At 64.9% G+C, this 25133-nt stretch carries 23 protein-coding genes; 15 read left to right on the top strand and 8 right to left on the bottom strand.

The annotated features are described in order from the left end of the window. Positions 1-360: 360 nt before the first annotated feature. Positions 361-1566, top strand: coding sequence for an NHL repeat-containing protein (locus H3H37_RS02275; protein WP_182159712.1), 1206 nt, complete (start codon positions 361-363; stop codon positions 1564-1566). A gap of 118 nt (positions 1567-1684) precedes the next feature. Continuing rightward, positions 1685-1921: a hypothetical protein gene (locus H3H37_RS02270; RefSeq protein WP_182159709.1), complete on the top strand. Its 237-nt coding sequence runs from the start codon at positions 1685-1687 to the stop codon at positions 1919-1921. Positions 1922-1966: 45 nt separating this feature from the next. Here the strand turns inward: H3H37_RS02270 and H3H37_RS02265 are convergent, their stop codons facing one another. The 3 genes from H3H37_RS02265 to H3H37_RS02255 all read right to left on the bottom strand — a co-directional run bounded on the left by H3H37_RS02265 (position 1967) and on the right by H3H37_RS02255 (position 5070). Beyond that, positions 1967-2623: a UPF0149 family protein gene (locus tag H3H37_RS02265; protein WP_182159706.1), complete on the bottom strand. Its 657-nt coding sequence runs from the start codon at positions 2621-2623 to the stop codon at positions 1967-1969. A 70-nt stretch (positions 2624-2693) separates the two neighbouring features. Next, the gene (gene fabI / locus H3H37_RS02260) at positions 2694-3485 is read right to left on the bottom strand and encodes an enoyl-ACP reductase FabI (protein ID WP_182159703.1); all 792 of its coding nucleotides are present in this window, start codon (positions 3483-3485) and stop codon (positions 2694-2696) included. Between the two features lie 211 nt (positions 3486-3696). After that, positions 3697-5070 (bottom strand): transglycosylase SLT domain-containing protein, encoded by a 1374-nt coding sequence (locus H3H37_RS02255; RefSeq protein WP_182159700.1) that lies wholly within the window; start codon positions 5068-5070, stop codon positions 3697-3699. Between the two features lie 388 nt (positions 5071-5458). Between H3H37_RS02255 and H3H37_RS02250 the strand changes: the two genes are divergently transcribed. Both H3H37_RS02250 and H3H37_RS02245 read left to right on the top strand, forming a co-directional pair. Beyond that, entirely contained in the window at positions 5459-6019 is a 561-nt protein-coding gene (locus H3H37_RS02250) for a DUF1415 domain-containing protein (RefSeq protein ID WP_182159697.1), read from the top strand. Between the two features lies 1 nt (position 6020). Beyond that, positions 6021-6212: a DUF1289 domain-containing protein gene (locus H3H37_RS02245; protein ID WP_182159694.1), complete on the top strand. Its 192-nt coding sequence runs from the start codon at positions 6021-6023 to the stop codon at positions 6210-6212. A 95-nt stretch (positions 6213-6307) separates the two neighbouring features. On the opposite strand, the gene H3H37_RS02240 is transcribed toward H3H37_RS02245, so the two are convergent. After that, on the bottom strand, positions 6308-6814 hold the full coding sequence (locus H3H37_RS02240; RefSeq protein WP_182159691.1) for a DUF1993 domain-containing protein: 507 nt from the start codon (positions 6812-6814) through the stop codon (positions 6308-6310). Positions 6815-7020: 206 nt separating this feature from the next. Between H3H37_RS02240 and H3H37_RS02235 the strand changes: the two genes are divergently transcribed. After that, positions 7021-10146, top strand: coding sequence for an EAL domain-containing protein (locus H3H37_RS02235; protein ID WP_182159688.1), 3126 nt, complete (start codon positions 7021-7023; stop codon positions 10144-10146). Between the two features lie 16 nt (positions 10147-10162). Here H3H37_RS02235 and H3H37_RS02230 read toward each other — a convergent pair whose 3' ends face one another. Further along, positions 10163-10591, bottom strand: a complete 429-nt coding sequence (locus H3H37_RS02230) for a thioredoxin family protein (RefSeq protein WP_182159685.1) — start codon at positions 10589-10591, stop codon at positions 10163-10165. A 147-nt stretch (positions 10592-10738) separates the two neighbouring features. Between H3H37_RS02230 and tsaB the strand changes: the two genes are divergently transcribed. From tsaB to H3H37_RS02210, 4 genes are all read left to right on the top strand, one after another. Then, positions 10739-11467 (top strand): tRNA (adenosine(37)-N6)-threonylcarbamoyltransferase complex dimerization subunit type 1 TsaB, encoded by a 729-nt coding sequence (tsaB, locus tag H3H37_RS02225; protein WP_182159681.1) that lies wholly within the window; start codon positions 10739-10741, stop codon positions 11465-11467. Further along, positions 11464-11934 carry a ribosomal protein S18-alanine N-acetyltransferase gene (gene rimI, locus H3H37_RS02220; RefSeq protein ID WP_182159678.1) on the top strand — a complete coding sequence of 157 codons (471 nt, stop codon included), beginning with the start codon at positions 11464-11466 and terminating at the stop codon, positions 11932-11934. Before tsaB ends, rimI begins: the two co-directional genes overlap by 4 nt. Positions 11935-12353: 419 nt before the next feature. Beyond that, positions 12354-13091, top strand: a complete 738-nt coding sequence (locus tag H3H37_RS25700; protein WP_311197381.1) for a uracil-DNA glycosylase — start codon at positions 12354-12356, stop codon at positions 13089-13091. After that, a complete protein-coding gene (locus H3H37_RS02210; RefSeq protein ID WP_311197380.1) occupies positions 13075-14061 on the top strand; it encodes a DUF1853 family protein in 987 nt (328 codons plus the stop codon). The genes H3H37_RS25700 and H3H37_RS02210 overlap by 17 nt, the downstream gene beginning before the upstream one ends. A gap of 4 nt (positions 14062-14065) precedes the next feature. Here H3H37_RS02210 and lplT read toward each other — a convergent pair whose 3' ends face one another. Then, positions 14066-15328, bottom strand: a complete 1263-nt coding sequence (gene lplT, locus H3H37_RS02205) for a lysophospholipid transporter LplT (protein ID WP_182159675.1) — start codon at positions 15326-15328, stop codon at positions 14066-14068. Between the two features lie 199 nt (positions 15329-15527). Here lplT and alr point away from each other — a divergent pair, with 199 nt between their 5' ends. The 5 genes from alr (at position 15528) to H3H37_RS02180 (ending at position 20623) form a co-directional block, all read left to right on the top strand. Next, on the top strand, positions 15528-16616 hold the full coding sequence (alr, locus tag H3H37_RS02200; protein ID WP_182159672.1) for an alanine racemase: 1089 nt from the start codon (positions 15528-15530) through the stop codon (positions 16614-16616). Position 16617: 1 nt separating this feature from the next. Beyond that, the gene (gene radA, locus H3H37_RS02195) at positions 16618-17994 is read left to right on the top strand and encodes a DNA repair protein RadA (protein ID WP_182159670.1); all 1377 of its coding nucleotides are present in this window, start codon (positions 16618-16620) and stop codon (positions 17992-17994) included. A 175-nt stretch (positions 17995-18169) separates the two neighbouring features. Next, entirely contained in the window at positions 18170-18490 is a 321-nt protein-coding gene (locus H3H37_RS02190) for a PilZ domain-containing protein (protein ID WP_182159667.1), read from the top strand. Between the two features lie 139 nt (positions 18491-18629). Further along, complete coding sequence (gene fliD / locus H3H37_RS02185; protein ID WP_182159664.1) at positions 18630-19418, top strand: flagellar filament capping protein FliD; 789 nt, start codon at positions 18630-18632, stop codon at positions 19416-19418. A 77-nt stretch (positions 19419-19495) separates the two neighbouring features. Beyond that, positions 19496-20623 (top strand): extracellular solute-binding protein, encoded by a 1128-nt coding sequence (locus tag H3H37_RS02180; RefSeq protein ID WP_182159661.1) that lies wholly within the window; start codon positions 19496-19498, stop codon positions 20621-20623. Between the two features lie 322 nt (positions 20624-20945). Here H3H37_RS02180 and sixA read toward each other — a convergent pair whose 3' ends face one another. Further along, positions 20946-21413 (bottom strand): phosphohistidine phosphatase SixA, encoded by a 468-nt coding sequence (gene sixA, locus H3H37_RS02175; RefSeq protein ID WP_182159658.1) that lies wholly within the window; start codon positions 21411-21413, stop codon positions 20946-20948. 45 nt (positions 21414-21458) lie between these two features. Beyond that, on the bottom strand, positions 21459-23555 hold the full coding sequence (gene ppk1 / locus H3H37_RS02170; RefSeq protein WP_182159656.1) for a polyphosphate kinase 1: 2097 nt from the start codon (positions 23553-23555) through the stop codon (positions 21459-21461). A 293-nt stretch (positions 23556-23848) separates the two neighbouring features. Here ppk1 and pstS point away from each other — a divergent pair, with 293 nt between their 5' ends. Further along, positions 23849-24895, top strand: a complete 1047-nt coding sequence (gene pstS / locus H3H37_RS02165; protein WP_182159653.1) for a phosphate ABC transporter substrate-binding protein PstS — start codon at positions 23849-23851, stop codon at positions 24893-24895. Positions 24896-25133: the final 238 nt, after the last annotated feature.

Below are 25133 nucleotides of genomic sequence, written 5' to 3'. Positions count from 1 at the left end.
GCGTTCGTGCAAACGAGCAGAACGCGAAATAGCAACGCCAACCAAAACGAAATGACTCAATCTAAATCGATAGAAATTTCGGCACAAAAGCTTTGCGCCGGGACGGTGTCAGGTGCGACACACAAGGCGGGAGGGCTTTATAAGCGACATCAGTGCGATGCGCTAAGGCTTGCGAAGCTGCTAGTTATTTTTCGGACGACTGCTGTAATGCAGCGCAGAGGCAGGACTATACCCGATTTCGACTGCGATTGCACGCTTTAATATGCATGCGCTTATGGATGTGCGGTTCTAATTTTCAAAAAGATAAGCTTGGCGTTTCATAGTAAGATGTTCTTTACTTAATTTTTTTGCATATTCATCATGGCAACTGTTCGCGCAATTTCCCGCAATGCCCTGGGCGCCGTGGTGGCGCTGGCGTTGGCCGCGTGCGGCGGCGGCGCGGGCGTTCCCAGTGGCCCCATCGTCGTCGCGCCGGCCATCAATACGCCGGCCACCAGCGCGAACGGGGTGCAGATCATACCGGCCGGCGGCAGCCACACGATGGTCGCCGGCGAGAAGGTGATGGTGCCGGCCGGCACTATCATCACCTCCAATGGCAGCACCATCAATCTCAGCGGATCAAACAATACGGTCAACGTGACGGCAGGCGCAGTGGTGCAGGTGCCATCCTCGGCCACCGGCACGGCCGACAACACCGTGGTGGCCAGCGCGGCGGCGGCCGGCGTGACGGTCAATGCCCAGGTGCTGGCCGGGCCGTCCGTGATGGGCTCCTACGATCCGATCGACGGCTCCGGCGACCAGGCCCGCTTCGCCGGCCTGTACCAGCTCACACTCGATGGCGCCGGCAACCTGATCGGCTCCGACCGCGGCCGCCTGCGCCGCATCACGCCGGACGGCGTGGTCACCACGCTGGCCGCTGCCGTGACGCTCACGTTCGAAGGCGTGGCCGTCGATGGCGCGGGCAATATCTACGGTACTGATAGCGCCAGCCCCGTGCTGTACCGGCGCACCCCGGATGGCGCCGAGCAGTCGTGGGGGCCGGACTGGAACAAGGTGATGGTGAACAAGGGTGGCCAACTGGCGGTGGATGGCGCCGGCACCGTGTACCGCGCCGATTTCGAGAACCGGCGCATCCTGAAGATCACCGCGGCCGGCGTGGTCAGCGTGCTGGCCGGCGGCGGCTCGGGCGATGGCAACGACGGCGTCGGCGTCAATGCGGCGTTCCATGGACCGTCCGCCGTGGTGCTCGACGCCAGCGGGGCGCTGCTGGTCAATGACAGCGATGCCATCCGCAAGATCCAGCCCAACGGCACGGTGACGACCGTGGCCAAGATCCCCAAGCGCATCATCCCGGTCGATGGTTCGATCGCGGTTGACCACGGCTATATCTATGCGGCGACGGACAGCGCCATCATGCGCGTGGCGCCGGACGGCACGGTGGACGCCATGCACTTCGCCAACGGCTCCATGCCCTACATCATGACGCTGGTAGCCGATGGCCACGGCACGTTGTACGCCGGCACGGGCTGGGCATCGCCGGTCCAGGTGTGGAAGATCACCCTGTGACCGGGGCTGGCGTGTAGATTGGAGAGAAACAAACGCGCAGGGAACGCTATACTTTATAAAAAACATAACGTTGGCAACTTTCTAAATGCTAGCCACGGGCTGGCGCGAGAGGTGCATCATGCGCGGCAGGAGTGTTCCCCATTGGATGATCGTCGGCGGCGTGGCCCTGGGGGCGGCGCTGGGCGCGATGCAGGTCATGCGCGACATGGCGGCGCCCAAGCCGGCGCTGGAGCAGGTGAGCGCGGCGCCGGCGGCGCCCAAGGTGGCGGCCCGCAAGCATAACAAGGTGCGGCAAGTGATCGCGCAGGCCTCGCAGACGGACAAGATCACCCGCGCGCTGGGCGGCTCGGACTAGAAGTCGTTTCAACAAGCCCATGGCGTCGTTGTGACGCCTGCGGCCTCAGGCGTCGGCCGCGCCGCAGCACTTCTTGTATTTTTTCCCGCTGCCGCAAGGGCAGGGGTCGTTGCGCCCCACCTTGGGCGTGGCACGCTGGGCCGGGCGGCCCGCGCCTTGCCGGCGTGGCCGCGCGGCGTGAATGGCGATCACGGCCGGCGCCACGGCATCCATCCATTTTTCCGTTTCCTCGTCCGGCATGGGCGGTTCGCGGCCGTCCGAGGCGGCCAGTGCGTGCATGGGGGCGAACCAGTCCGGCTGCGTCGCCTGCAGCGGCGCCCAGCCGGCCGGGTCCATTTCCATGCCCAGCAGGAAGCCCTGGCACCAGGCCGCGATGCCCCAGTCCGGCCCGCAGTGGAAGATGGGCTCGAAGCTGGCCGCGTCCTTGGCCAGCCATTCGCACAGGTAGTGGAAGTGGCGCAGCGCCAGGCCGAGGGCGCGTTCGCGCGCGTCGTCGCCGGTGTCCGCGCCGGCTGGCGCCGCCGGCCATACCTGGGCCAGCCATTGCGCTTCGGCCGGCGGCGTGGCCGCTGTTGCGATGGCGGTCAGGTAGCCTTCCAGCGTGGAGACGTCGTGCAGGCGCGCGCCGGGCGCGGCCAGCAGCGCGCCGAGCGCGTCGTATTCATCATCGGTCAGGGGCGTGGCGGCTTGCGGGGCGGTCATGGCGGTAGGGAGGTCGGGTGAAAAAAAAGCCGCCCGGCGGGGCGGCTCATGGGATGCGCCGCGATGGCGATCAGGTGTAGTCTTCGGCGTTCAGGCCCATCACGTGGGAGAAGCCGCCGTCCACGTAGGTGATTTCACCGGTGATGCCGGACGCTAGGTCCGACAGCATGAAGGCGGCCGTGTTGCCCACTTCCTCGATGGTGACGTTGCGGCGCAGCGGCGCGTGCGACGAGGCGAAGCCCAGCAGCTTGCCGAAGTCCTTGATGCCGGACGCGGCCAGCGTCTTGATGGGGCCGGCCGAAATGCCGTTGGCGCGGATGCCCATCTTGCCCAGGTTTTCGGCCAGGTAGCGCACCGACGCTTCCAGCGAGGCCTTGGCCAGGCCCATGGTGTTGTAGTACGGGATGGCGCGGATGGCGCCCAGGTACGACAGCGTCAGCAGCGACGAGCCTTCCTTGAGCAGCGGCAGCGCGGCCTTGGCCATGGCCGGGAAGCTGTAGGCGGAAATGTCGTGGGCGATGCGGAAGTTCTCGCGGGTCAGGCCATCCAGGAATTCGCCGGCGATCGCTTCGCGCGGCGCGAAACCGATCGCGTGCACCAAGCCATCCAGCTGCGACCAGCTTTTCGCCAGGTCGGTGAACAGGGCGGCGATCTGCTCGTCGCTGGAAACGTCGCAATCGAACACCAGCGAGCTGCCGAATTCGGCGGCGAACTCCGTGATCCGGTCCTTGAAGCGCTCACCGACGTAGGTGAAGGCCAGCTCGGCGCCTTCGCGGTGGCAAGCCTTGGCAATGCCGTAAGCGATGGAACGGTTCGACAGCAAACCGGTGATGAGGATTTTTTTGCCTTGCAAGAACGCCATATAGACTCCGATTGCTACTGCTGCGCCGCAGCGCCGCCCGGTAGGCGGCGACGGCGACAGTATGGGTTGTTTGGTAGTGGGCCAGGCTGGCGCGGCGATTCGCGCCGTCCTGGAACGCAACTTTGCGCGCTCAAGGTCTGGCTGCCGCAAGACCGAGATTGTAGGGCGTGTGCGCCGCGCTGGCAACTTTTCATCGTCGCCAACACGGGCATCAGTCTTCGTTGCGGTGACGCGATTTGTGCTGGTAGCGCGAGACGTGGGCCTTGACCAGCTTGACCGGTGCGTCATCATCGTCGTCGCTGTGGCGGCGCGCCGCCTTGTAGCCACGGCCGCGTTTGACGCCACGGTCGGCTTCCAGTGCGACGATGGCGTTGTCGGCCACTTCGGGCGCGATGTCCACGTTGGCCGAGGTGGCCAGCTTGGGCACGAGGATGGTGGAGCCGGCCTTGAGCACGGTCTTTTGCGGGATGTTGTTGGCCTGGCGGATCACTTCCGGCGTGGTGTGGAACTTGGAGGCCAGGGTTTCGATCCGTTCACGTGCGCTGGTGATCTTGTGCGTGGTCCAGGTCGACAGGGCGCGGCCCCACTGGGCCAGGTTCAGGTGGAATTTTTCCGCGTTTTCCTGGGGCAGTAGGATCTTGGTGTGTTCGCCGCCCGTAATGACGGGGCGGTTGAACTGCGGGTTGAGCGCCTTGAACTCATCGACCGACAATTCGGCCAGGTGGGCGGCGATGGTCAGGTCGATGTCGCTGGTCTTGTCGACGGCCGTGAAGTAGGGCTGGTTGTCGATCAAGGGCAGGGTCAGGCCGTACTGGCCGGGATTGGCGATGATGTTCTTGACCGCCTGCAGCTTGGGCACGTAGTTGCGCGTTTCGGCCGGCATCAGCTCGGACAGGCTCTCGAAATCGGTCGGCTTGCCCAGCGCGCGGTTGCGCTGGATGGCTTTCTGCACCGAGCCTTCGCCCCAGTTGTAGGCGGCCAGCGCCAGTTGCCAGTCGCCGAACATGTCATACAGGCGCTGCAGATAGGTGAGGGCGGCGTCAGTCGAGGCCACGATGCCGCGCCGCTCATCCTTGAACACGTTCTGTTTCAGGTTGAAGTCGCGTCCCGTGCCGGGCACGAACTGCCACATGCCGGCCGCGTTGGCGCTCGACAGGGCTTGCGGGTTGAAGGCCGATTCGATGAACGGCAGGAGCGCCAGCTCGGTCGGCATGCCGCGCTTTTCCAGTTCCGTGACGACGTGGAACAGGTAGCGCGAGGCGCGCGCCGTGGTGCGGGCCATGTAGTCGGGGCGGCTGCTGTACCAGGTGATGTGCTTGGCCACCAGCGGGTTGTCGAGGTCGGGGATGGCGTAGCCGGAGCGGATGCGGCCCCAGACGTCGGTCTCGCGCAGCGCGTCTTCGCTGGCGGGGCGGGCTGCTTTGGTGTCGGCCTTGGTGGCGACGGTGGTGTCGGGGGCTTTGGCCGGGGCCTGCTGGAAGGCCGCGATGGCCGGCAGGCCCGCGTCGGCGGCCTGGCTCAGCGCCGGTGCCAGCATCAGGGCCAGCGCCGCCAGTGCAGCGGAAGTGTTATTGCGTGCTTGCATAGTATTCCATTGTTGTCGGCAGAGAAACACCGGACGGACATGAATAAACGTGGAGTGTACGAAGGTCGACTAGCTGAGTCAAGAAATATGTCAGCCGCGTGACGACCTGGTCGGTTAATGCTTTTTGGCAATAATTGCCGGTGAGTACAATACAGTTGTCGTGGAATTCAGGGCAATTCAGCAAGTATATGAATGGTCAGTGAATGGTCAGTGAATGGTCAGTGAATGGTCGGTGGATGGTCAGGCAAGGTGGAACGGGCATGCCGCCGCCGGCGCTACAAGGTCAGGATGGGCCGCGCCGGGAGCCGGCGCAAGCGGGGCGCACTACTTATATGAGATGGCGCAAAGAGTGCGTACAATTCGGGTTTTGAATTTGGGAATGAGATATATGAGCACCACCGCCGACGACCACGCCGCCATCATTGCCGCCACTGAAGAATGGCTGGAAAAGGCCGTCATCGGCCTGAACCTGTGCCCGTTCGCGAAGTCGGTGCACGTCAAGAAGCAGGTGCGCTACGTGGTGTGCGACGCCGACACGCCGGAAGCCTTGCTGTCGATGTTGATGGATGAATTGCAATATTTGTCGGACACGGACCCGGAAACCGTCGACACCACCCTGTTGATCCACCCCAATGTGCTGACCGATTTCCACGACTACAACGAATTCCTGGACGTGGCCGACGCCGCGCTGGAAGACATGGATCTGGTGGGTGAGCTGCAAGTGGCCAGCTTCCACCCGCAATACCAGTTCGCCGACACGGCGCCCGACGACATCAGCAACTACACCAATCGCGCGCCGTACCCGACCCTGCACCTGCTGCGCGAGGCCAGCGTGGAACGGGCCGTGGACGCTTTCCCCGAGGCGAGCGACATTTTCGAGAAGAACATCGCGACCCTGGAAGCCCTGGGGCGCGAGGGCTGGGACAAGCTGGGCCTGAAGGTAAAATAAGATGACGAACGATTTGCCGGTGCGGCCCGACACGCCCTGTGTGGCCGTCTGCTCCACCACTTTCGACGAAATTTGCCGTGGCTGCGGGCGCAGCGTGGTGGAGGTCGCGCATTGGGTGGCCATGACGGCCGAGCAAAAGGAAGTGGTGTGGCAGCGCATCCTGGCGCAGGGCTACCCGCGCCGCAACACCTGACCCTGGTTTTTGGGGGCTGACCCCGGGGTTAAGGGGTCTGACCCCGGTTTTCAGAAAGCAGGGGCCAGGGCAAAGCCCCCCCGGTTTCAGCCGTATCAATAGCTGCCGATAAAATCCTTCTTCCCGATCTCCAGCCCGTTATGGCGCAGGATGTCGTACGCCGTGGTGGCGTGGAAGAAGAAATGGGGCAGCGCGTAGTGCAGCAAATAAGTCTGGCCCGTGAAGTGCTTGGTCTTCTCGCCGCTGCCGGTGGTGATGGCGCGTTGCTCGCTGCCGGCGATCTGGTCTTGTGGCACAGTGTCGATGAACGCCAGCGTCTTGGTGATGCGCGCTTTCAGTTCGGCGAAGCTGCGCTCGTTGTCCTCGAACGCGGGCACGTCCACGCCGCCCAGGCGGGCGCTGCAGCCCTTGGCGAAGTCGCAGGCGATCTGGATCTGGCGCGTGAACGGCAGCATGTCCGGATACAGGCGGAACTGCAGCAGCGCTTGCGGGTCGATCTTCTTCTCGGTGACGTGGGCGTCGGCCTTGTCGAGGATGGCCAGCAAGCTGTTCAGGATTTGTTTGAACACGGGCACGGATGCGGAGTACATGGATAGGGTCATGGCATTTCCTCAGGTTGGGAGCGCAGATCATAGCCCGGCCGCGATTTTTCTGCTGGCGGCGCCACGACTGTTACATTGCGCGTGTATCTAGATGACTTTCTCGTGTCTTTCCGTGCATAATTCCGTGCAGGACAAACACAAAAATCCAACCTACTCAGCGTGACGATGCAAACCGATCAAACAGGCCGCGGCGACGCGGCGCATGCATGACCAGTGCCCTCTACCAGCAGGTGCGCAAGCGGCTGACCGCGCTGTACGGCCTGTCCATCTATGGCGCACTGCTGCTGGTGGTGTTCGGCGGCCTGGTGATTCCGGCCATGATAGGCAGCTATCTGCTGATCGGCGTGCACGAGCAGCAGTCGGCCAAGGTCGCGCTGAACGAGGCGCTGCAGCGCAACGCCGACATCCTGGCGCTGGGCATGCAGGAATCGCTGTGGAACATGAACGCGGAATCGGCCCATTCGCTGGTCGAATCCGTCATGCGCGACCGCTCCGTGCTGCAGGTGGAGGTGACGGGCCAGGCCGACACCCAGTTCATCAGCGTGCAATCGCCGCGCCGCGCCACCGGCCAGGTGTTCCGTGCCGAGCGCGAAATCCTCGTGCGCGGCGAGCATATCGGCCGCATCATGGTCGAGATGGACGACGCGCGCAGCCAGCAGGACTTGCGCGAGAAGCAGCTGTCCTATGTGTTCGTGCTGGCGGCCCAGCTCACCGTGTCGCTGCTGCTGATCGTGCTGTTCCTGAACAAGCGCCTGCTCAAGCCCCTGCGCAAGCTGATGCGCTTCTCCGACCGCCTGTCCCATGGCGACTTCGAAACCCGGCTCGACCTGACCGGCAGCGACGAGCTGGGGCGGCTGGCAGGCCAGCTGGAGCAGATGCGGGTGGCCATCAAGCACCTGTTCGAGGACATCGGCCAGCGCGAGGAGCGCTTCCGCACCATCGTTACCCAGGTGCCGGGCGCCGTGTTCCGCTTCCGCCCGGACGGCCCGATCGACTTCGTGTCCGACGCCATCGAGGACATCTCCGGCTATTCGGCGGCCCAGTTCATGCGCAGCACCACCCACGCCTGGGCCAACCTGATCTGCCCGGAAGACCGCAAGGCGCAGCGCCGCTGCGTGACCCAGGCCGTGCGCGACGGCCAGCCGTACGAGATCGAATATCGCATCATCGACGCCACCGGTACCGAGCGCTGGGTGGCCGAGAATGGCCAGCCGCAGGTGGCCGACGGCGAGGGCGGCGCGCCCTGGGTGGACGGCATCATCTCCGACATCAGCCAGCGCAAGCACAACGAGATGCGCATCGAAGCCCTGCTGGCCGAGCAGAGCGCCATTCTCGATAACGTGATGTTCGGCGTGATGTTCGTGCGTAACCGCGTGATCGTGTCCGTCAACCGCCGCTGCGAAGAATTGTTCGGCTACGAGCCGGGCGCCATGACCGGCAATTCCACCGCCATGGTGTTCCCCAACGCCTTCGATTTCGAGGCGGCCGGCGCGCGCCAGTATTCGTCGCTGGCCTCGGGCGACTATTTCAGCGAGGAGCGCCACTACCGGCGCAAGGACGGCAGCCTGTTCTGGTGCATGGTGAGCGGCTGCGCGATCGACCAGAACCGCCCCAACGAGGGCAGCATCTGGGTCTACGCCGATATCTCGGCCCGCAAGGAGGCCGAAGAGAAGCTGCGGCTGTCGGCCACGGTGCTGGAGCATATCGCCGACGGCGTGATGGTGGTGGACGCGGACGGCAAGATCGTCGCCGTCAATCCGGCCTTCACCCAGATCACCGGCTACAGCGAGCAGGAAGCGCTGGGCAAGGACCGCACGCTCACGCGCTCGGGACGCCACGACGAGGCGTTTTACCAGAACCTGTGGACGGAACTGGTGACCACCGGCTTCTGGCGCGGCGAGATCTGGAACCTGCGCAAGAGCGGCGAACTGTATCTGGAATGGCTGACGGTGAGCGCGGTGCGCGACAACCGGGGCCAGACCACGCACTACGTGGGTGTGTTCAGCGACATCACGCAGGTCAAGGAATCGCAGGAAAAACTCGACCACCTGGCGCACCACGATCCGCTCACTGCCTTGCCGAACCGCTTGCTGTTCAATGACCGGCTGCAGCACGCGTTGCAGCGGGCCACGCGCGACAACGAACAACTGGCGCTGCTGTTCATCGACCTGGACCGCTTCAAGAACGTCAACGACACGCTGGGCCACCACATCGGCGACGAGCTGCTCAAGCAGGTGGCCAAGGCGCTGCAGGAAAAGCTGCGCGAGGGCGACACGCTGGCCCGCCTGGGCGGCGATGAATTCATCGTGCTGCTGGAGGATGTGGACGGCCAGTACAGCGCCAGCCTGGTGGCGGAAAAACTGGTGGCCATGTTCGAACAGCCGTTTATGGTCGCAGGTCACGAACTGTTCGTCACCTGCAGCGTGGGCATCAGCCTGTTCCCGACTGATGCCACCGACCTCAATATGCTGATCCGTAATGCCGACGTGGCCATGTACCAGGCCAAGGCGCGTGGACGCAATGGCTACAGCTTCTATGCGCCGTCCATGACGGGCGAGGGCGTCGAGCGCTTGCGGCTGGAGACTTTCCTGCGCCGCTCGATCGAGAAGGAGGAGATCTTCCTCAACTACCAGCCGCAGGTGGAGATCGACACGGGACGGCTGGTGGGTGTGGAGGCGCTGGTGCGCTGGAACCATCCGGAACTGGGCCTGGTGCCGCCGGTGCGTTTCATTCCGCTGGCCGAGGACACGGGCTTCATCAACCAGCTGGGCAAGTGGGTGCTGTACGAGGCCTGCCGCCAGATGGTGCGCTGGCAGGAGGCGGGGCTGCACGTGCCCAAGATCGCCGTCAACCTGTCGGTCAAGCAGTTCGAGCGCGGTAGTATCGTCAACATGGTGGCTGAGATCCTGCGCGAGACGGGGCTGGAGCCGGAGCGGCTGCAACTGGAAGTGACGGAGTCCGTCATCATGAACACGGGCGACGCGCTCAACTTCATCAACGACCTGCACTCGATCGGCGTGGGACTGGCGATCGACGATTTCGGTACCGGCTATTCGTCGCTGGCCTACCTCAAGCAGCTGCCGGTGCAGACGCTGAAGATCGACCGTTCCTTCATCCAGGATATTTCAACGGACGTGAACGATGAGGCGATCGCGATCGCCATCATCCAGCTCGGCAAGAGCATGAATCTTTCCGTGATCGCGGAAGGGGTGGAGACGGAGGAGCAGGCCGCCTTCCTGTTGCGCCAGGGCTGCCGTCTGGCGCAGGGTTATTTATACAGCAAGCCCTTGCTGGCCGAGGATATGCTGTTGCGCTGGCAGGTGCCAGCGTAATCTTCAGTTGAAATAATCAGCCGCGCGCGGCGCGCAGCAGCGTGCGCAGGTTGCAGTCGCGCTGCCATTGGCGGCGTTCCTCGCTGGCGGCCGTCAGCGCAGCCAGTTCTTCGTCGCTCTGGGCCGACTGGGCCTGCACCAGGCGGTGTGCCAGGTTCGCGTCGGGCAGCATGGTGCCGAAGAAGGCCACCTGCTCGCCATGCTGGATCAACAGGGTAGGGAAGTTTTCCACGTCCAGTTCACCGACCACGTCCGCATTGTCCTCGATGTCCACCCACACGAAACACTTGTCCGGATGGCGCGCCGCCAGTTCCTCAAACGTGGCGCGATACGAGGAGCAGGTGCCGCACCAGGCGGCGCAAAGGCAGGCCACGATCCAGCGCTCGCCCGCTAGGGCGGCGGCGATGTCGCGGTGGTTATCGGTGCTGAGGGTCAGGCTGTGCATGGTCAATCGGCTATCGGAGGCGCCCGCAGCGCCAAACCTGCGTATTCTACATGGCCGTGGCCTGGGGCGCAGTGGAAGGGGCTTGGCCAGGGTGCCCAAAAGGGCCGTTTCTGGCCCGAATCGGGGGAGTGCAGGTTAAAATACGGGATGCCTACGATACTCGCCATTGAAACTTCCTCCGAACTGGCTTCCTGCGCGCTGCTGCGCGATGGGGCCGTGATTGCCCGCGCGTCCTCCGGCGTGCGTACCCATTCCCAGTCCATTTTGCCGATGGTGCAGGAGCTGCTGGCCGAAGCCGGCATCGCGCTCAAGCAGTGCGACGCCATCGCCTATGGCTCCGGCCCCGGCTCGTTCACCGGCGTGCGCACCGCATGCGGCGTGGCGCAAGGCCTGGCGTTCGGCGCCGGCCTGCCCGTGGTGCCGGTGGTGACGCTGGACGCGATGGCGTTGGCTTGCCACCAGCAATTCGGTGCGGACGAGGTGTTGACCGTGCTCGATGCGCGCATGGGTGAAGTCTATTGGGCGCAGTATCGCTTTGAATCGGGCGCGGTGGCGCCATCGGTGGTGCTGGCGCCCGCGCTGGCGGCGCCGGAGGCGGTGCAGCCGCAAGGACTGCCTGCCGCTTGCGGCAATGGCTTTACGGCCTATGCCGAGGCCTTGTCCGGCCTGGCCTGTGCGCCGTCGGCCCACGGCGAGGTGATGCCGCACGCGGCGCAGATCGCGCAACTGGCCGCCGTGGCCTTCGCCGCTGGCCGCACCGTGTCGGCCGAAGAGGCGCAGCCGCTCTACCTGCGCAACAAGATCGCCTACACCAGCGCCGAACGCCGTGACATGAACGCGGCCAAGGCGGCTCAGGCGAATGGAGCAGGCGCATGAAGCCTGTGTGGGATCTGGCCCGGCTTCAGTATGAACCGATGCAGGCATCCGATCTGGATGATGTGGTGGCGCTGGAGCAGACCGTCTATCCGCATCCGTGGAGCCGCGCCAATTTCGACGATTCGCTGGCCAGCGGCTACCAGGCCTGGGTGCTGCGCGACGCGGCCGGTGAGTTGCTGGGTTACTTCCTGCTGATGGCGATCGTCGATGAGGCCCACCTGCTGAACGTGGCCGTGTCGGCCGAGCGCCAGGGCCAGGGGCTGGGGCGCTTCCTGCTGAATCAGGCCGTCGCGTGCGCGCGCGGGCTGGGCATGGAATCGGTGCTGCTGGAAGTGCGGCCATCGAACACGCGGGCGCTGGAAATCTACCAGCGCTATGGTTTCCAGCAGATCGGTCGGCGCAAGGCCTACTACCCGGCTGCCAATCAACAACGCGAGGACGCGATCGTGATGCGGTTCGGTATATGAGTCAGCTGTCTGCGCGCAGTGCCGTTTTTCTCGATGAGATGGGCGTCGGGCCCCAGTGGCGGTTGCGCCATCCGGCGCCAGAGTCGCCCGAGGTGCCAAATGAATTGACGGAAGCACCAGTGCCAGCGCAGGCGGTCGCGCCCGCGCCGCAGGTGCATGCTCCGGTGGCCGCCGATACGCCCGGTCCTATGGTTGCGCCGCAGCCGGCAACCGCGCAGGTGGAGGCGACCGCACCCGCAGCCGCGCCCGCGCCAGAATCCGCATCCGCATCCGCATCCGCAGCAGCGCCAGCACCAGCACTAGCAGCCGTAGCCGCGTCCGCGTCCGCGTCCGCGCCTGCACTCATGCCCGCGCGCGAGGTCGATGCCGCTGCCGTAGAAACGGCGCCGGTATCTGTTCCGCCCATTGTTCCGGCTGCCGTGCCGGTTGAAGCGCCTGTAGCCGCCGCCTCTGCCGCCATCCCCGGCGCCGCCGACGATGCCGCCGCACTCGATCTCGCCAACGCATCGGCCGCCGACATCGGCATGGATGAATCCACGGCCTGGTTCGACGATGCTCCCGCTCCGGCCCGTCCGGCGCCGGTCAGCGAGCAGGCCATCGCCGCCATGGACTGGCCGGCGTTGAAGGCAGCCATCGCCAGTTGCACCCGCTGCGACCTGTGCGCCACGCGCCGGGCCACCGTGCAGGGCCGTGGCCACACGGGCGCGCAATGGATGGCGATCACCGCCGCGCCAACACGGCTCGACGAAAAGGAAGGGCGCGCCGTGGCCGGCGAAGCGGGCCAATTGCTCGACAATATGCTGAAGGCGATCGGCCTGACGACGGAATCGGACGTCTACCTGACTGGCCTCGTCAAATGCCGTCCGGCTGGCGACGACGGCGCCGACCGCGCGCCCACGCCGGACGAAGTGGCCGCCTGCCGCCCGTTCCTGGAACGGGAGCTGGCGCTGACCGGCGCCGGCATGGTGCTCACCTTCGGCGGGGCTGCCGCCAAGGGCCTGTTGGGCGTGGCCTCACGCGGCAAGGTGCACCGCTACGGTGAGCTGCCCGTCGTCGCCACCTACCATCCGGCCGACCTGCTGCGCCGGCCGGAAGACAAGGCCAAGGCATGGGCCGACCTGTGCCTGGCCAGGGCCACGCGTGACCACGCCGCCTGACGCCAGCGCCGATACTTGCCAGGCGCGTTATGAGCGCCGCTGGGGCCATTTGACCCGTTCCCACGTGCGGGCGCTGGCCTGGCTGCTGGACGCGCCGGACCTGCTGGACCCGGCCTCGCCGCACTGGCGCGGCCGCATCGCCACGCTCGGCGCGGTGGCACCGGCCGTGGCCGACTGGCTGGCCGCACTGGAAGCCGATCCGGCCCCGCTGGACGCCGCGCTGGGCCAGCGTTCCTATTCCCGCCTCGGTTTGTACGCCGAAAAGCTGATGGCCTTCTACTTCCAGCAGCACGGCCTGCTGGTCGCGCACGGCCTGCAGGTGCGCGCCAACCGCAACGACACGGTGGGTGAGTTCGACTTCCTGCTGCGCGACGGCCAGCGCTTGCTGCACTGGGAACTGGCGACAAAATTCTATCTGCTCGATAGTGCGCCGCCGCTGGCGGTGGACGATGGCAGCTTCAATTGCCTGATCGGCCCCAATCTCGCGGATACGCTGGGCGCCAAGATGCGCAAGATCCTCGACAAGCAGCTGGCGCTGGCCAGCCATCCGGCCGCGCAAGCGCTGCTGCCGCAGCCGGTCGATTGCGCGCAGGCGCTGGTCAAGGGCTGGCTGTTCTATCCGGGCGGGGTGTGGCGCGCACTGGACGGCATCTCGCAACCGCATTGCCATGGCTTCTGGTTCACCTTGAGCGAGCTGGCGGGGCTGGAAGGGGAGCGCTTCATGCTGATGCCGCGCCTGGAGTGGCTGGCGCCCATGAAGGCGCCACTGGCCACCGCGCCGGTGCTGGACGGGGCCGAGTTGCGCGAGACGCTGGAACGCCACATGGCGACGGTGGCCGCGCCGCAGATGGTGGCGGTGGTGGCGCCGCAGGGCGACTGGTGGGTGGAGTGCGCGCGCGGCTTCGTGGTGCCCGATGACTGGCGCGCGCAGGCGGCGGCGCGCCGGCTGGCCGGCACGCTGCCGTCGTGAAGCCTTAGTGTTTCATTTCGCCGATCAGCGACAGCGAATCATGCTCGCGCTGGTTGGCCGCATGCTTGCGCATGATGAACAGCATGATGCCGGCCACGAACAGGCCGAACAGGATGATGATGGCGTCCAGCTCCAGGTGCAGGCGCAGCATCAGCGAGTAGATGGCCAGCATGGTCAGGATCGACAGGTTCTCGTTGAAGTTCTGCACCGCGATCGAATGGCCGGCGCTCATCAGGACGTGGCCCCGGTGCTGCAGCAGCGCGTTCATCGGCACCAGGAAGAAGCCCGACAGCACGCCGACGAAGATCAGCAGCGGGTAGGCCAGCCACACGGAATGGACCAGCGTCATGCCCATCACGATGCCGCCCATGGCGATGCCGAGCGGGATCACGCTCAACGACTTGCGCAGTGAAATGAAGCAGGCCGACAGCACGGCGCCGGCGGCCACGCCAATGGCCACCACGCCCACCAGGCTGGTGGCTTTGTCATACGGCAGGTGCAGCGATTTCTTGGCCCATTCCAGCACGATGAACTGCAAGGTGGCCGCCGCGCCCCAGAACAGGGTGGTCACGGCCAGCGAGATCTGGCCCAGCTTGTCCTTCCACAGCAGGCCGTAGCAATTGGCGAAGTCGGTCACCAGCTTGATCGGATTGTGTTCCTGGTGCGGGTATTTGCAGCCCGTGTCCGGGATTTTCAGGTTGAACAGGGTGGCCAGCACGTAGATGCCCACCACCACGCACAGCGCCGCTTCCGTCGGCGTGTCGACGCCGGTGTCGAAGAACGGCATGTCGAAACTGAGCAGGAAGGCCGAGGTGCGCCCGCTCACCAGCGCGCCGCCCATCACAGTGCCGAAGATGATGGAGGCCACGGTCAAGCCTTCGATCCAGCCATTGGCCGCCACCAGTTTTTCCGGCGGCAGCAGCTCGGTCAGGATGCCGTATTTGGCCGGCGAGTAGACGGCCGCGCCAAAGCCCACCACGGCGTAGGCCAGCAGCGGATGCACGTCGAAGAAGATCAGCAGGCAACCGGAAATCTTGATCAGGTTGGCGATGAACATGACCCGGCCCTTGGGCAGCGAATCGGCGAACGCGCCCACGAAGGCGGCCAGCAGCACATAAAACAGCACGAATGACAATTTCAGCAGCGGCGTGATCCAGCCGGGCGACTTCATGCTGATCAACAGGTCGATCGCAACAAACAGCAGCGCATTGTCCGCCAGGGACGAAAAGAACTGCGCTGCCATGATGGTATAAAAACCACGATTCATACGGGAGACCTGAAAGCTTATCTGGCATGCTTTATACCATAAATGCCCAGCGATCCGAAGCAAACCGGCGGCCGCCCTGACATCAGCGATGGCGCCGCCGGGCGCGCGGTGGTCCCAGCGTGGCGCGCGAAGTGGACCCGCGCAGAATGGACGGGCTCCGGTAAAATACGGCTTCCTTCATCCCGCCCCGATTTCTCCTATGCCACGGCCGATAGTTGCAACCATCCACCTCGAATCCATGCAGCACAACCTGGCCCGCGCCCGGCAATGCACGCCGCACGCCAAGGCCTGGGGCGTGGTCAAGGCCAACGGCTATGGCCACGGGCTGGAGCGGGCCATGCGCGGTTTCGCGGCGGCCGACGGCCTGGCCCTGATCGAATTCGACAACGCCGTGCGCCTGCGCGAACTGGGGTGGACCAAGCCGATCATGCTGCTGGAGGGCTTTTTCGACGCGTCCGACCTGCAGACGATGGCGCAGTACGACCTCAATGGCGCCGTCCACTGCGACGAGCAGATCGCCTGGCTGGAAGCGGCCAGGCTGCCGCGCAAGCTGAACCTGCACCTGAAGATGAACACCGGCATGAACCGCCTCGGTTTTAAGCCCGAAGCGTTCGCAGCCGCCCACGCGCGCCTGCGCGCCCTCGATTGCGTGGGCGAGATCACCATGATGACCCACTTCGCCAATGCCGACGAACTGGCCCACCCCGGACTGCCGATCCGCGAGCAGATCCGCCGCTTCCAGCTGGGCACGGCCGGTTTGCCGGGCGCGCGCAGCCTGTCCAACTCGGCCGGCGTGCTGCAGGCTGGCGAGCTGGCCGACGTCCTGGCCAACGACTGGGTGCGGCCCGGCATCATGTTGTACGGCGGCACGCCGGGCGGCAAGAGCGCGGCCGAATTCGGCCTGCAACCGACCATGACGCTGTCCAGTGAAATCATCGGCATCCAGGATATCCAGGCCGGGGACATGGTGGGTTACGGCAGCCGCTTCCGGGCCGACGGTCCGATGCGCGTGGGCGTGGTGGCCTGCGGCTACGCGGACGGCTATCCGCGCCACGCGCCGCTGGGCACCCCGGTGCTGGTGGACGGCGTGCGCACCCGCCTCGTGGGCCGCGTCTCGATGGACATGCTGACCGTGGACCTGACCCCGGTTCCCCAGGCCCGCGTGGGCAGCGCCGTGACCCTGTGGGGCAAGGGCATGCCGATCGACGAGGTGGCCGAGGCGGCCGGCACCATCGGCTATGAACTCATGTGCGCGCTGGCGCCGCGCGTACGCGTGATCGAAGGCTGATATGGCCAAGGTCAAGACCAATTACACCTGCAGCGACTGCGGCGCCATAAGCAGCAAGTGGACCGGCCAGTGCAGCGCGTGCCAGCAGTGGAACACCATGGTGGAGACGGTGCCCGACAGCCCCGGTGCCAACCGTTATTCGAACATCCAGCACCAGGCGCTGGCGCAGACGGCGCCCGTGCTGTCGCTGGCCGACATCGATGCCATCGACGTGCCCCGCTTCGGCACTGGCATCGAGGAATTCGACCGTGTGCTCGGTGGCGGCCTGGTGGCCGGCGGCGTGGTGCTGATCGGCGGCGACCCCGGTATCGGCAAATCGACGCTGCTGCTGCAGGCGCTGGCCAATTTGTCGCACCTGAAAAGCGTGCTGTATGTGTCGGGCGAGGAGTCGGGCGCCCAGATCGCGCTGCGCGCCAAGCGCCTTGCTATCGATGCCAAGGAACTGAAGCTGCAGGCTGAAATCCAACTGGAGAAAATCCTCGGCACGCTGGCCGACCTGCGCCCCGAGGTGGCCGTGATCGATTCGATCCAGACCATGTATTCGGACGCGCTCAGTTCCGCGCCCGGTTCCGTGGCCCAGGTGCGCGAATGCGCGGCCCAGCTCACGCGCGTGGCCAAGACGACGGGCACCACCATCATCCTGGTGGGCCACGTGACGAAGGAGGGCGCCCTGGCCGGCCCCCGCGTGCTCGAACACATCGTCGACACGGTGCTGTACTTCGAGGGCGACAGCCATTCCAGCTTCCGGCTGGTGCGCGCCATCAAGAACCGCTTCGGCGCCGTCAATGAACTGGGCGTGTTCGCCATGACGGAGAAGGGTTTGAAGGGCGTGTCCAACCCGTCGGCCCTGTTCCTGTCCCAGCACGACAACCAGGTGCCCGGCTCCTGCGTGATGGTGACCCAGGAGGGCACCCGGCCGCTGCTGGTGGAAATCCAGGCGCTGGTGGACGCCAGCCACTTGCCCAACGCGCGCCGCCTGTCCGTCGGCCTGGAGCAGAACCGGCTGGCCATGCTGTTGGCCGTGCTGCACCGCCATGCCGGCATCGCCGCGTTCGACCAGGACGTGTTCATCAACGCCGTGGGCGGCGTCAAGATCACGGAACCGGCGGCCGACCTGGCCGTGCTGCTGGCGATTAATTCCTCGATGCGCAACAAGGCGCTGCCGCGCGGCTTCGTCGTGTTCGGCGAGGTGGGGCTGGCCGGCGAGATCCGGCCCGCGCCGCGCGGCCAGGAACGCCTGCGCGAGGCGGCCAAGCTGGGCTTCTCGCTGGCCATGATCCCCAAGGCGAACGCGCCCAAGCAAGCCATCGAAGGCATGACCATCATCGCCGTCGAGCGCATCGACGACGCGTTCGCCCGCATGCGCGAGCACCAGTGACCCCGTCCCGCCGAAAAATTCGCGTCGCCTTGGCGTGGCGGGGCACACCAATGCCGTTTGGCCTGTAAAATGGCGGTCAGTGCCGGCGGTGCAATGACACGGCTGGCCATGCAGGCAAGCGGCGCGCGGCGCCGTTTTACTTTGTGAACGCTCTTATTATTTAACGGAACGTGAAGTGTCAGTAGAACAAAGATCATCGGCGCGCAAGATCATGCGCGCCAAAGCGGTGGTGGTGATGGATGGCATGCCGCCACAACCGGCGCGCACGCTGGACATTGGCGCCAGTGGCATGTCGCTCACCTTCGAGCACAAGCTGGCGGTGGGCCACCTGGGCAGTGTGTCGTTTGAAATGTTTTTGGATGGCAAGGCGCAAATCATCACCTGCCGCTCCAAGGTCAGCTATTGCATCTTCAGCGGCGACCATTTCAAGATCGGTTACCAGTTCGTCAACCTCGATCCGGCCGCATTGAACGCCATCACCAAGTTCCTGCGCTAGCCCCAAGCCCAGCCTCAAGCACGCTGGTGGCGGGGAAAACCGGCCCTGTTCCTTGTTTTAATTATTCGGCAATAGTGGATAATCAACCAAGACAGGGCCGGCGTCATTTCCGGGGCGGCCACCAACCTTGGGGACCGCCATGGCCACTTCCTCCATCAATGCCAACAACGCCGCCGGCACGGCGCCGTCGACCGACGTCTACAACCGCGTGCAGCAGACGCTGAGCTCGCAGAACACGGGCGTGGCCAAGCTCAACGCCACGCTGGCCCGCGACCAGACCCGCCTGTCCGGGCTGGGCCAGTTGCAGAGCGCGCTGTCCACGTTCCAGGCCCAGGCGGCCAGCCTGGCCGGCGGCAAGGCTGCCACCACCACGCCCGACGCCACCCAGACCGGCAAGAACGTGCGCGCCTTCGTGGCGGCCTTCAACCAACTGAATCAGAAGATGCTGGCCCTGCAGGGCGGCGACCTGAAAGGCGACGTGGCGCTGGGCCAAGTCAGCCGCCAGATGGCGCAACTGCTCAAGACGGGCGGCGATGGCGTGGCCGCCGGTGCGCTGGCCAAGGCTGGCGTGACGCTGGACGCCAGCGGCAACCTGCAAGTGGACGACAAGAAGCTGGCCGCCGCGCTGGCGGCCGATGCCGGCGGGGTGGCCAAACTGCTGAGCAACGGCGGCAAGGGCATGGCCGACCAGCTGGCGGCCAAGGCTGGTGCCTTCACGGCCGACAACAGCGTGATCCGGCGCGAGGCCAGCACGCTGAACAAGGAAATCACCGCCATCAACGGCAAGCGCAGCGTGCTGTCCAAGGCGCTGACGACCCAGGCCAACGCGCTGGCCGCGCTGTACACCCAGCAGGCCCAGACGGGCGGCGGCGGATTGCTGGGCGGGACGGGCGGCGCCACCGGCACTGCGTTCGACTTCCTGGCTTGAAGGACAACGCTTGCAATCGTGACCACTATGCCCGATCATTTCGGCTTCACAAGGATTTCCATCTTCAGGAGGCGGGCATGGCAGGCAAAGGGTTGGGCAAGCTGTTTGGTTTGGGACTGGCCGCGGCGGCCGTGATGGCGGCGCTGGCCGCACCGGCGGCGCGCGCGCAGCAGGAAGAAAAAGTCCTCAACATCTACAACTGGTCGGACTACATCGCTGACGACACGGTCAAAAATTTCGAGAAAGAGACCGGCATCAAGGTCCGTTATGACCTGTTCGACAACAACGAGATCCTCAACTCCAAGCTGGTGGCGGGCCACTCGGGCTACGACATCGTGGTGCCCACGGCCCAGTGGGCCAAGCTGCAGATCGACGCCCACCTGCTGCGCAAGCTCGACAAATCCAAGCTGAGCAACCTGGGCAACCTGGACCCGGCCATCCAGGCCAAGCTGTCCAAGATCGACCCCAACAACGACTACCTGGTCGACTGGCTGTGGGGTTACACGACGGTCGGCATCAACGTCAACAAGGTCAAGGCGGCGCTGGGTGGCATGCCTATGCCCGACAATGCGTGGGAACTGATCTTCAACCCCAAGTACGCGTCCAAGCTCAAGTCCTGTGGCGTGTCCTTCCTCGATTCGCCGTCGGAAGTGCTGCCGGCCGCGCTGATCTACCTGGGCAAGCCGGCCTATTCGACCAACGCGGCCGATTATGACGCGGCCGGCAAGATGCTGCAGGCTATCCGTCCCTATGTGACCCTGTTCAGCTCCTCGGGCTACATCAATGACATGGCCAACGGCGCCGTCTGCGTGGCGCTGGGCTGGTCGGGCGACATCAACATCGCGCGCCAGCGCGCCATCGACGCCAAGAACGGCAACGTGATCGAAGTGCTGGTGCCCAAGACCTCGGCCGCGCTGGTGTTCGATACCATGGCCATCCCGGCCGACGCGCCCCATCCGAACAACGCCATGCTGTGGATTAACTACATTCTGCGGCCCCAGGTGCACGCCAGCCTGACCAACAAGGTGTTCTACGCCAATCCGAACACGGCCAGCATGAAGTACGTGCGCAAGGATATCGCCAGCAACAAGAACGTGTTCCTGTCCGATGCCGACAAGCAGCGCATGGCCGCGCCCGAGGCCGTGCCGGCCGACATCCGCCGCCACGTCACGCGCGTGTTCACCAAGTTCAAGTCGGGGATGTAAACGCGGGCTGGCTGACAACCGGGGGAGCGTGTAAACGAGAATGGCGCGAGAGGCAAAATCCACGAGGATCTTGCCGCTGGCGCCACGGCTTCGATGAAGCTGGATGCTATTCGTGATAGCGGTCGATCAGTTTGTGCTTACTCCCCCGCATTTCTGCCACGAGTTCGTAAATAACCAGGGCGATCATGCCACCAAAGATGCCCATGGTGAACCAGGTGATCATAGTCATTCAGTCGACTTACGACGGCTGCTCCCTAGAGTTGGTACACTTTCACTGTAGCATATCGTTACCGCTTTGCAAGCCCATCCCAGCCGTTCGCTTTCATTTCACAACCAGGTCTGAGGCCATCACGGCTTTCAGGTAAACGCTGAGCGCTTCGCCCGGGTCGCGCTGCGACAGCCACCATGCGCCGGCCTTGCGGATGTCCCATTCCTGCTCGTCGCCCGTCATCAGCAGCGACGCCGTCTGGCCCAGCGTGGGCTGGTGGCCGACGATCAGCACGGCTTCGCGGCCGGCCGGCCAGTTGGCCGCCTTGAGGATGTCTTCCGGATCGGCGCCCGGCGCCAGGTCGGCGTGGATCTTGTACTTGCGCCCCAGCGCTTCGGCCGTCTGCAGCGCGCGCACGGCCGGGCTGACCAGCACGCGGCAGCTGTCGGGCAGCTGGGAGTCCAGCCACTGGCCCATGCGGCGGGCCTGCTTCTGGCCTTTGGCCGTCAGGGCCCGTTCCAGGTCGGACAGTCCGGGGCCGGCTTCCTCGGCCTCGGCGTGACGCCACAATATCAGGTCCATGCTGTGCTCCCTTCGAACGAAACCGGCGCCGGGCCGCCCCGGCGCTCAATCACCCGCTTCGCTGGCCGGTGTGCCCAGCGACTGCATCAGGAATTGCTGGGCCCCGAACGGCGCCTGCTTGCCGCGTGGCTTGCGGCGCTGGTATTGGCCATCCGGTTCCAGGTCCCAGGCGTTGGTGTTGTCCTTCAAATAGGGGTTCAAGCCTTCCGCAATCACGCGCCGCTTGAGGGCCCGGTCCAGTACGGGGAAGGCCACTTCGATGCGGCGGAACAGGTTGCGGCTCATCCAGTCCGCGCTGGCCAGCAGCACGTCGTGCGCCAGGTCGTTGCGGAAGTAATAGATCCTGCTGTGTTCGAGGAAGCGGCCGATGATGGAGCGTACCTTGATGTTCTCCGACAGGCCGGGCACGCCCGGCTTCAGGGTGCAGGCGCCGCGCACGATCAGGTCGATCTTGACGCCATCCCGGGACGCGGCGTACAGGGCCCGTATCACCGATTCGTCTACCAATGCATTGATTTTAACAATAATCCGGCCCGGACGTCCCGCGCGCGCGATGCGTGCCTCGTTGCGGATGGCCTTGATGATCTCGTTCTGCAGCGCGAACGGGGCCAGCCACAAATGGGTCAGCTTGTGCGGCTTGGTCAGGCTGGTCAGGTGGATGAAGATCTCGTTGACCTCCTGGCTCATCTGCGGATGGCAGGTGAGCAGGCCAAAGTCCGTGTACAGCTTGGTGGTGGTGGGGTGGTAGTTGCCTGTGCCCAGGTGGGCGTAGTAGCGCAGCTCGCCTTCCTCGCGCCGGATCACCAGCGCCACCTTGGCGTGCGTCTTCAGGCCCACCACGCCGTACACCACCTGGGCGCCGGCCTGTTCCAGCTTGTCGGCCCAGTTGATGTTGGCTTCCTCGTCGAAGCGCGCCTTCAGTTCCACGATCACCGTCACTTCCTTGCCTTCGCGGGCGGCCGTCAGTAGCGATTCCATCAGGTCCGAGTTCATGCCGGTGCGGTAGATGGTCTGCTTGATGGCCACCACGGCCGGGTCGTGGGCGGCGCTGCGGATGAAGTCGATGACGGTCTGGAAGGTCTGGAACGGGTGGTGCAGCAGGATGTCGTGCTGGCGCAGTTCGCTGAAGATGTCGGTGCCGGGCGCCTTGCGGCCCACGCCCGGGTAGAACGGCGGGAAGCGCAGGTTGGCATGGTTGACGTGGTCGATCATCTCCGTCAGCCGCACCAGGTTGACGGGGCCGTTGACGGCGTACAGCCGGCTCTGGTGCAGGCCGAACTGGTCGAGCAGGAATTGCGACAGCTCGGGCGGGCAGTTCATCGCCACTTCCAGCCGCACCGAGGTGCCGAACTGGCGTCCCTGCAGTTCGCCCTTGAGGGCCTGGCGCAGGTTCTTCACTTCATCCTCGTCCACCCACAGGTCGCTGTCGCGGGTGACGCGGAACTGGGAATAGGCGATCACTTCGCGCCCGGCGAACAGGTCGGAGATGTGGGCGTGGATGATGGATGAGAGCAGGCAGAACGACACGCCGCCGCTTTTGGACAGATGGTCGGGCAGCCGGATCACGCGCGGCAGCACGCGCGGCGCCTTGACGATGGCGATGCCGGTGCCGCGCCCGAACGCATCCTTGCCCGACAGCGAGACGATGAAATTGAGGCTCTTGTTGACCACCTGGGGGAAGGGGTGGGCCGGGTCCAGGCCGATCGGGGTCAGCAGCGGGCGCACTTCGCGCTCGAAATATTCCTTCACCCACGCGCGCTGGGCTTCGTTGCGCTCGTTGTGGCGCACCAGGTGCACGCCCTTGGCCTGCAACTGGGGCAACACTTCCTGGTTCAGGATTTCATACTGGTGTTCCACCAGCGCATGGCATTCCTGGCTGATGCGGCCCAGCGTGGCCGCCAGGGCCGGGTGTTCGGACAGCGGGCCGTCCACGCTGGCGGCCGCCAGCAGGCTTGCCACCCGCACTTCAAAGAACTCGTCCAGGTTGCTGCTGGCGATGCACAGGTAGCGCAGCCGTTCGAGCAGGGGGATGCTGCGGTCTTCGGCCTGTGCCAGCACGCGCCGGTTGAAGGCGAGCTGGGACAGTTCCCGATCAAGAAAAATGCTGGACGTGCCAGCTTCCGCGCGCAAATCAGGCTTCATGGTTTTCTTGCTCACTTTGCAGATAAGAGATTCTAGCCTGTCATCACTTCATTTGTGTCACAGCGCGCCAGTGTAAATATCAAATATGACAACTCCATGACATCGGCTGTCATAATTGCCCGCCCGAACCGTCCAATTATGACAAGAAGGGGGTAAGATGCTGGGCGACTCACCCCTGTTTACACTGTAACCGCGCTGTTTTGACTGAATTACACCGATGTCATAAACCTGTCATATTTGGCCGGTAGACTGCGCAGCATTCCAACCCCTGTCATCTTCTTGAAGGACTTGTTATGCGAATGAAACAGTTGTTTACCTCCATGGTTGTGGGCGCCGCCGCCGTGATGGCGTTCTCGTCCGCCGCTTCGGCCGCCGACATGACCGGCGCCGGCTCGACCTTCATCTACCCGATCGCGGCCAAGTGGGCCGAGTCGTACAAGGCCGCCACCGGCAATGGCCTGAACTACCAGTCGGTCGGCTCGGGCGCCGGCATCAAGCAGATCAAGGCCAAGACCGTCGATTTCGGCGCTTCCGACATGCCGCTCAAGGCCGAGGAGCTGGACGCCGAAGGCCTGATGCAATTCCCCGCCATCATGGGCGGCGTGGTGACGGTGGTGAACCTCGACGGCATCGCCCCGGGCCAGCTCAAGCTGACCGGCCCCGTCGTGGCCGACATCTACCTGGGTAAGGTCAAGCAATGGAATGACGCGGAAATCGCGGCCATCAATCCGGGCGTCAAGCTGCCGGCCAGCGAAATCACCGTGGTGCACCGCGCCGACGGCTCCGGCACCTCCTTCCTGTTCACCGACTTCCTGTCCAAGACCAGCGCCGAATTCAAGACCAAGATTGGTTCCGGCACCGCCGTCAAGTGGGTGGTGGGCGTGGGCGGCAAGGGCAATGAAGGCGTGGCCGCCAACGTGCAGCGCATCAAGGGTTCGATCGGCTACGTGGAGTGGGCTTACGCCAAGAAGAACAAGATGGCGCACACCCAGCTGAAGAACAAGGACGGCAACTTCCTGCAGCCGGACGACGATTTCTTCAAGGCCGCTGCCGCCTCGGCCGAGTGGGCCAAGACCCCCGGCTTCGGCGTGGTGCTGACCGACCAGGCCGGCAAGAACTCGTGGCCGATCACGGGCGTGACCTTCGTCCTGATGCACAAGCACCAGGCTGACGCCGCCAAGGGCAAGGAAGTGGTCAAGTTCTTCGACTGGGCCTTCAAGAACGGCGGCGCCGCCGCCACCGAGCTGGACTACGTGCCGCTGCCGGCCTCCGTCGTCAAGCTGGTGCAGGATGCCTGGAAAGCCAACCTGAAGGACGCTTCGGGCAAGGCCATCTACTAAGCGGATCGCCCCTGGGACGCCGCGCCGGCAACGGCGGCGGCCCAGGGGGTTAGCCTGCATCGCTCGCTCCGGGCGGCGCAGGCTAGCTGTCATCCCAGAGATAAAAAAACCCATATGAGCGCTGAACTTACTTCCCCGCCCGTCATCCAGCCGGAGCCCCCCATGAGCGTCACCGACCATTCCGCCCCGGCCAATCCGCCCGCCACGCCCGCCCAAGCGGCCGCAGGCACGGCGCGCG

The sequence above is a fragment of the Rugamonas brunnea genome (genome assembly GCF_014042345.1).
GTDB lineage: Bacteria > Pseudomonadota > Gammaproteobacteria > Burkholderiales > Burkholderiaceae_D > Rugamonas > Rugamonas brunnea.
This window is presented reverse-complemented; position numbering and strand designations above follow the sequence as displayed.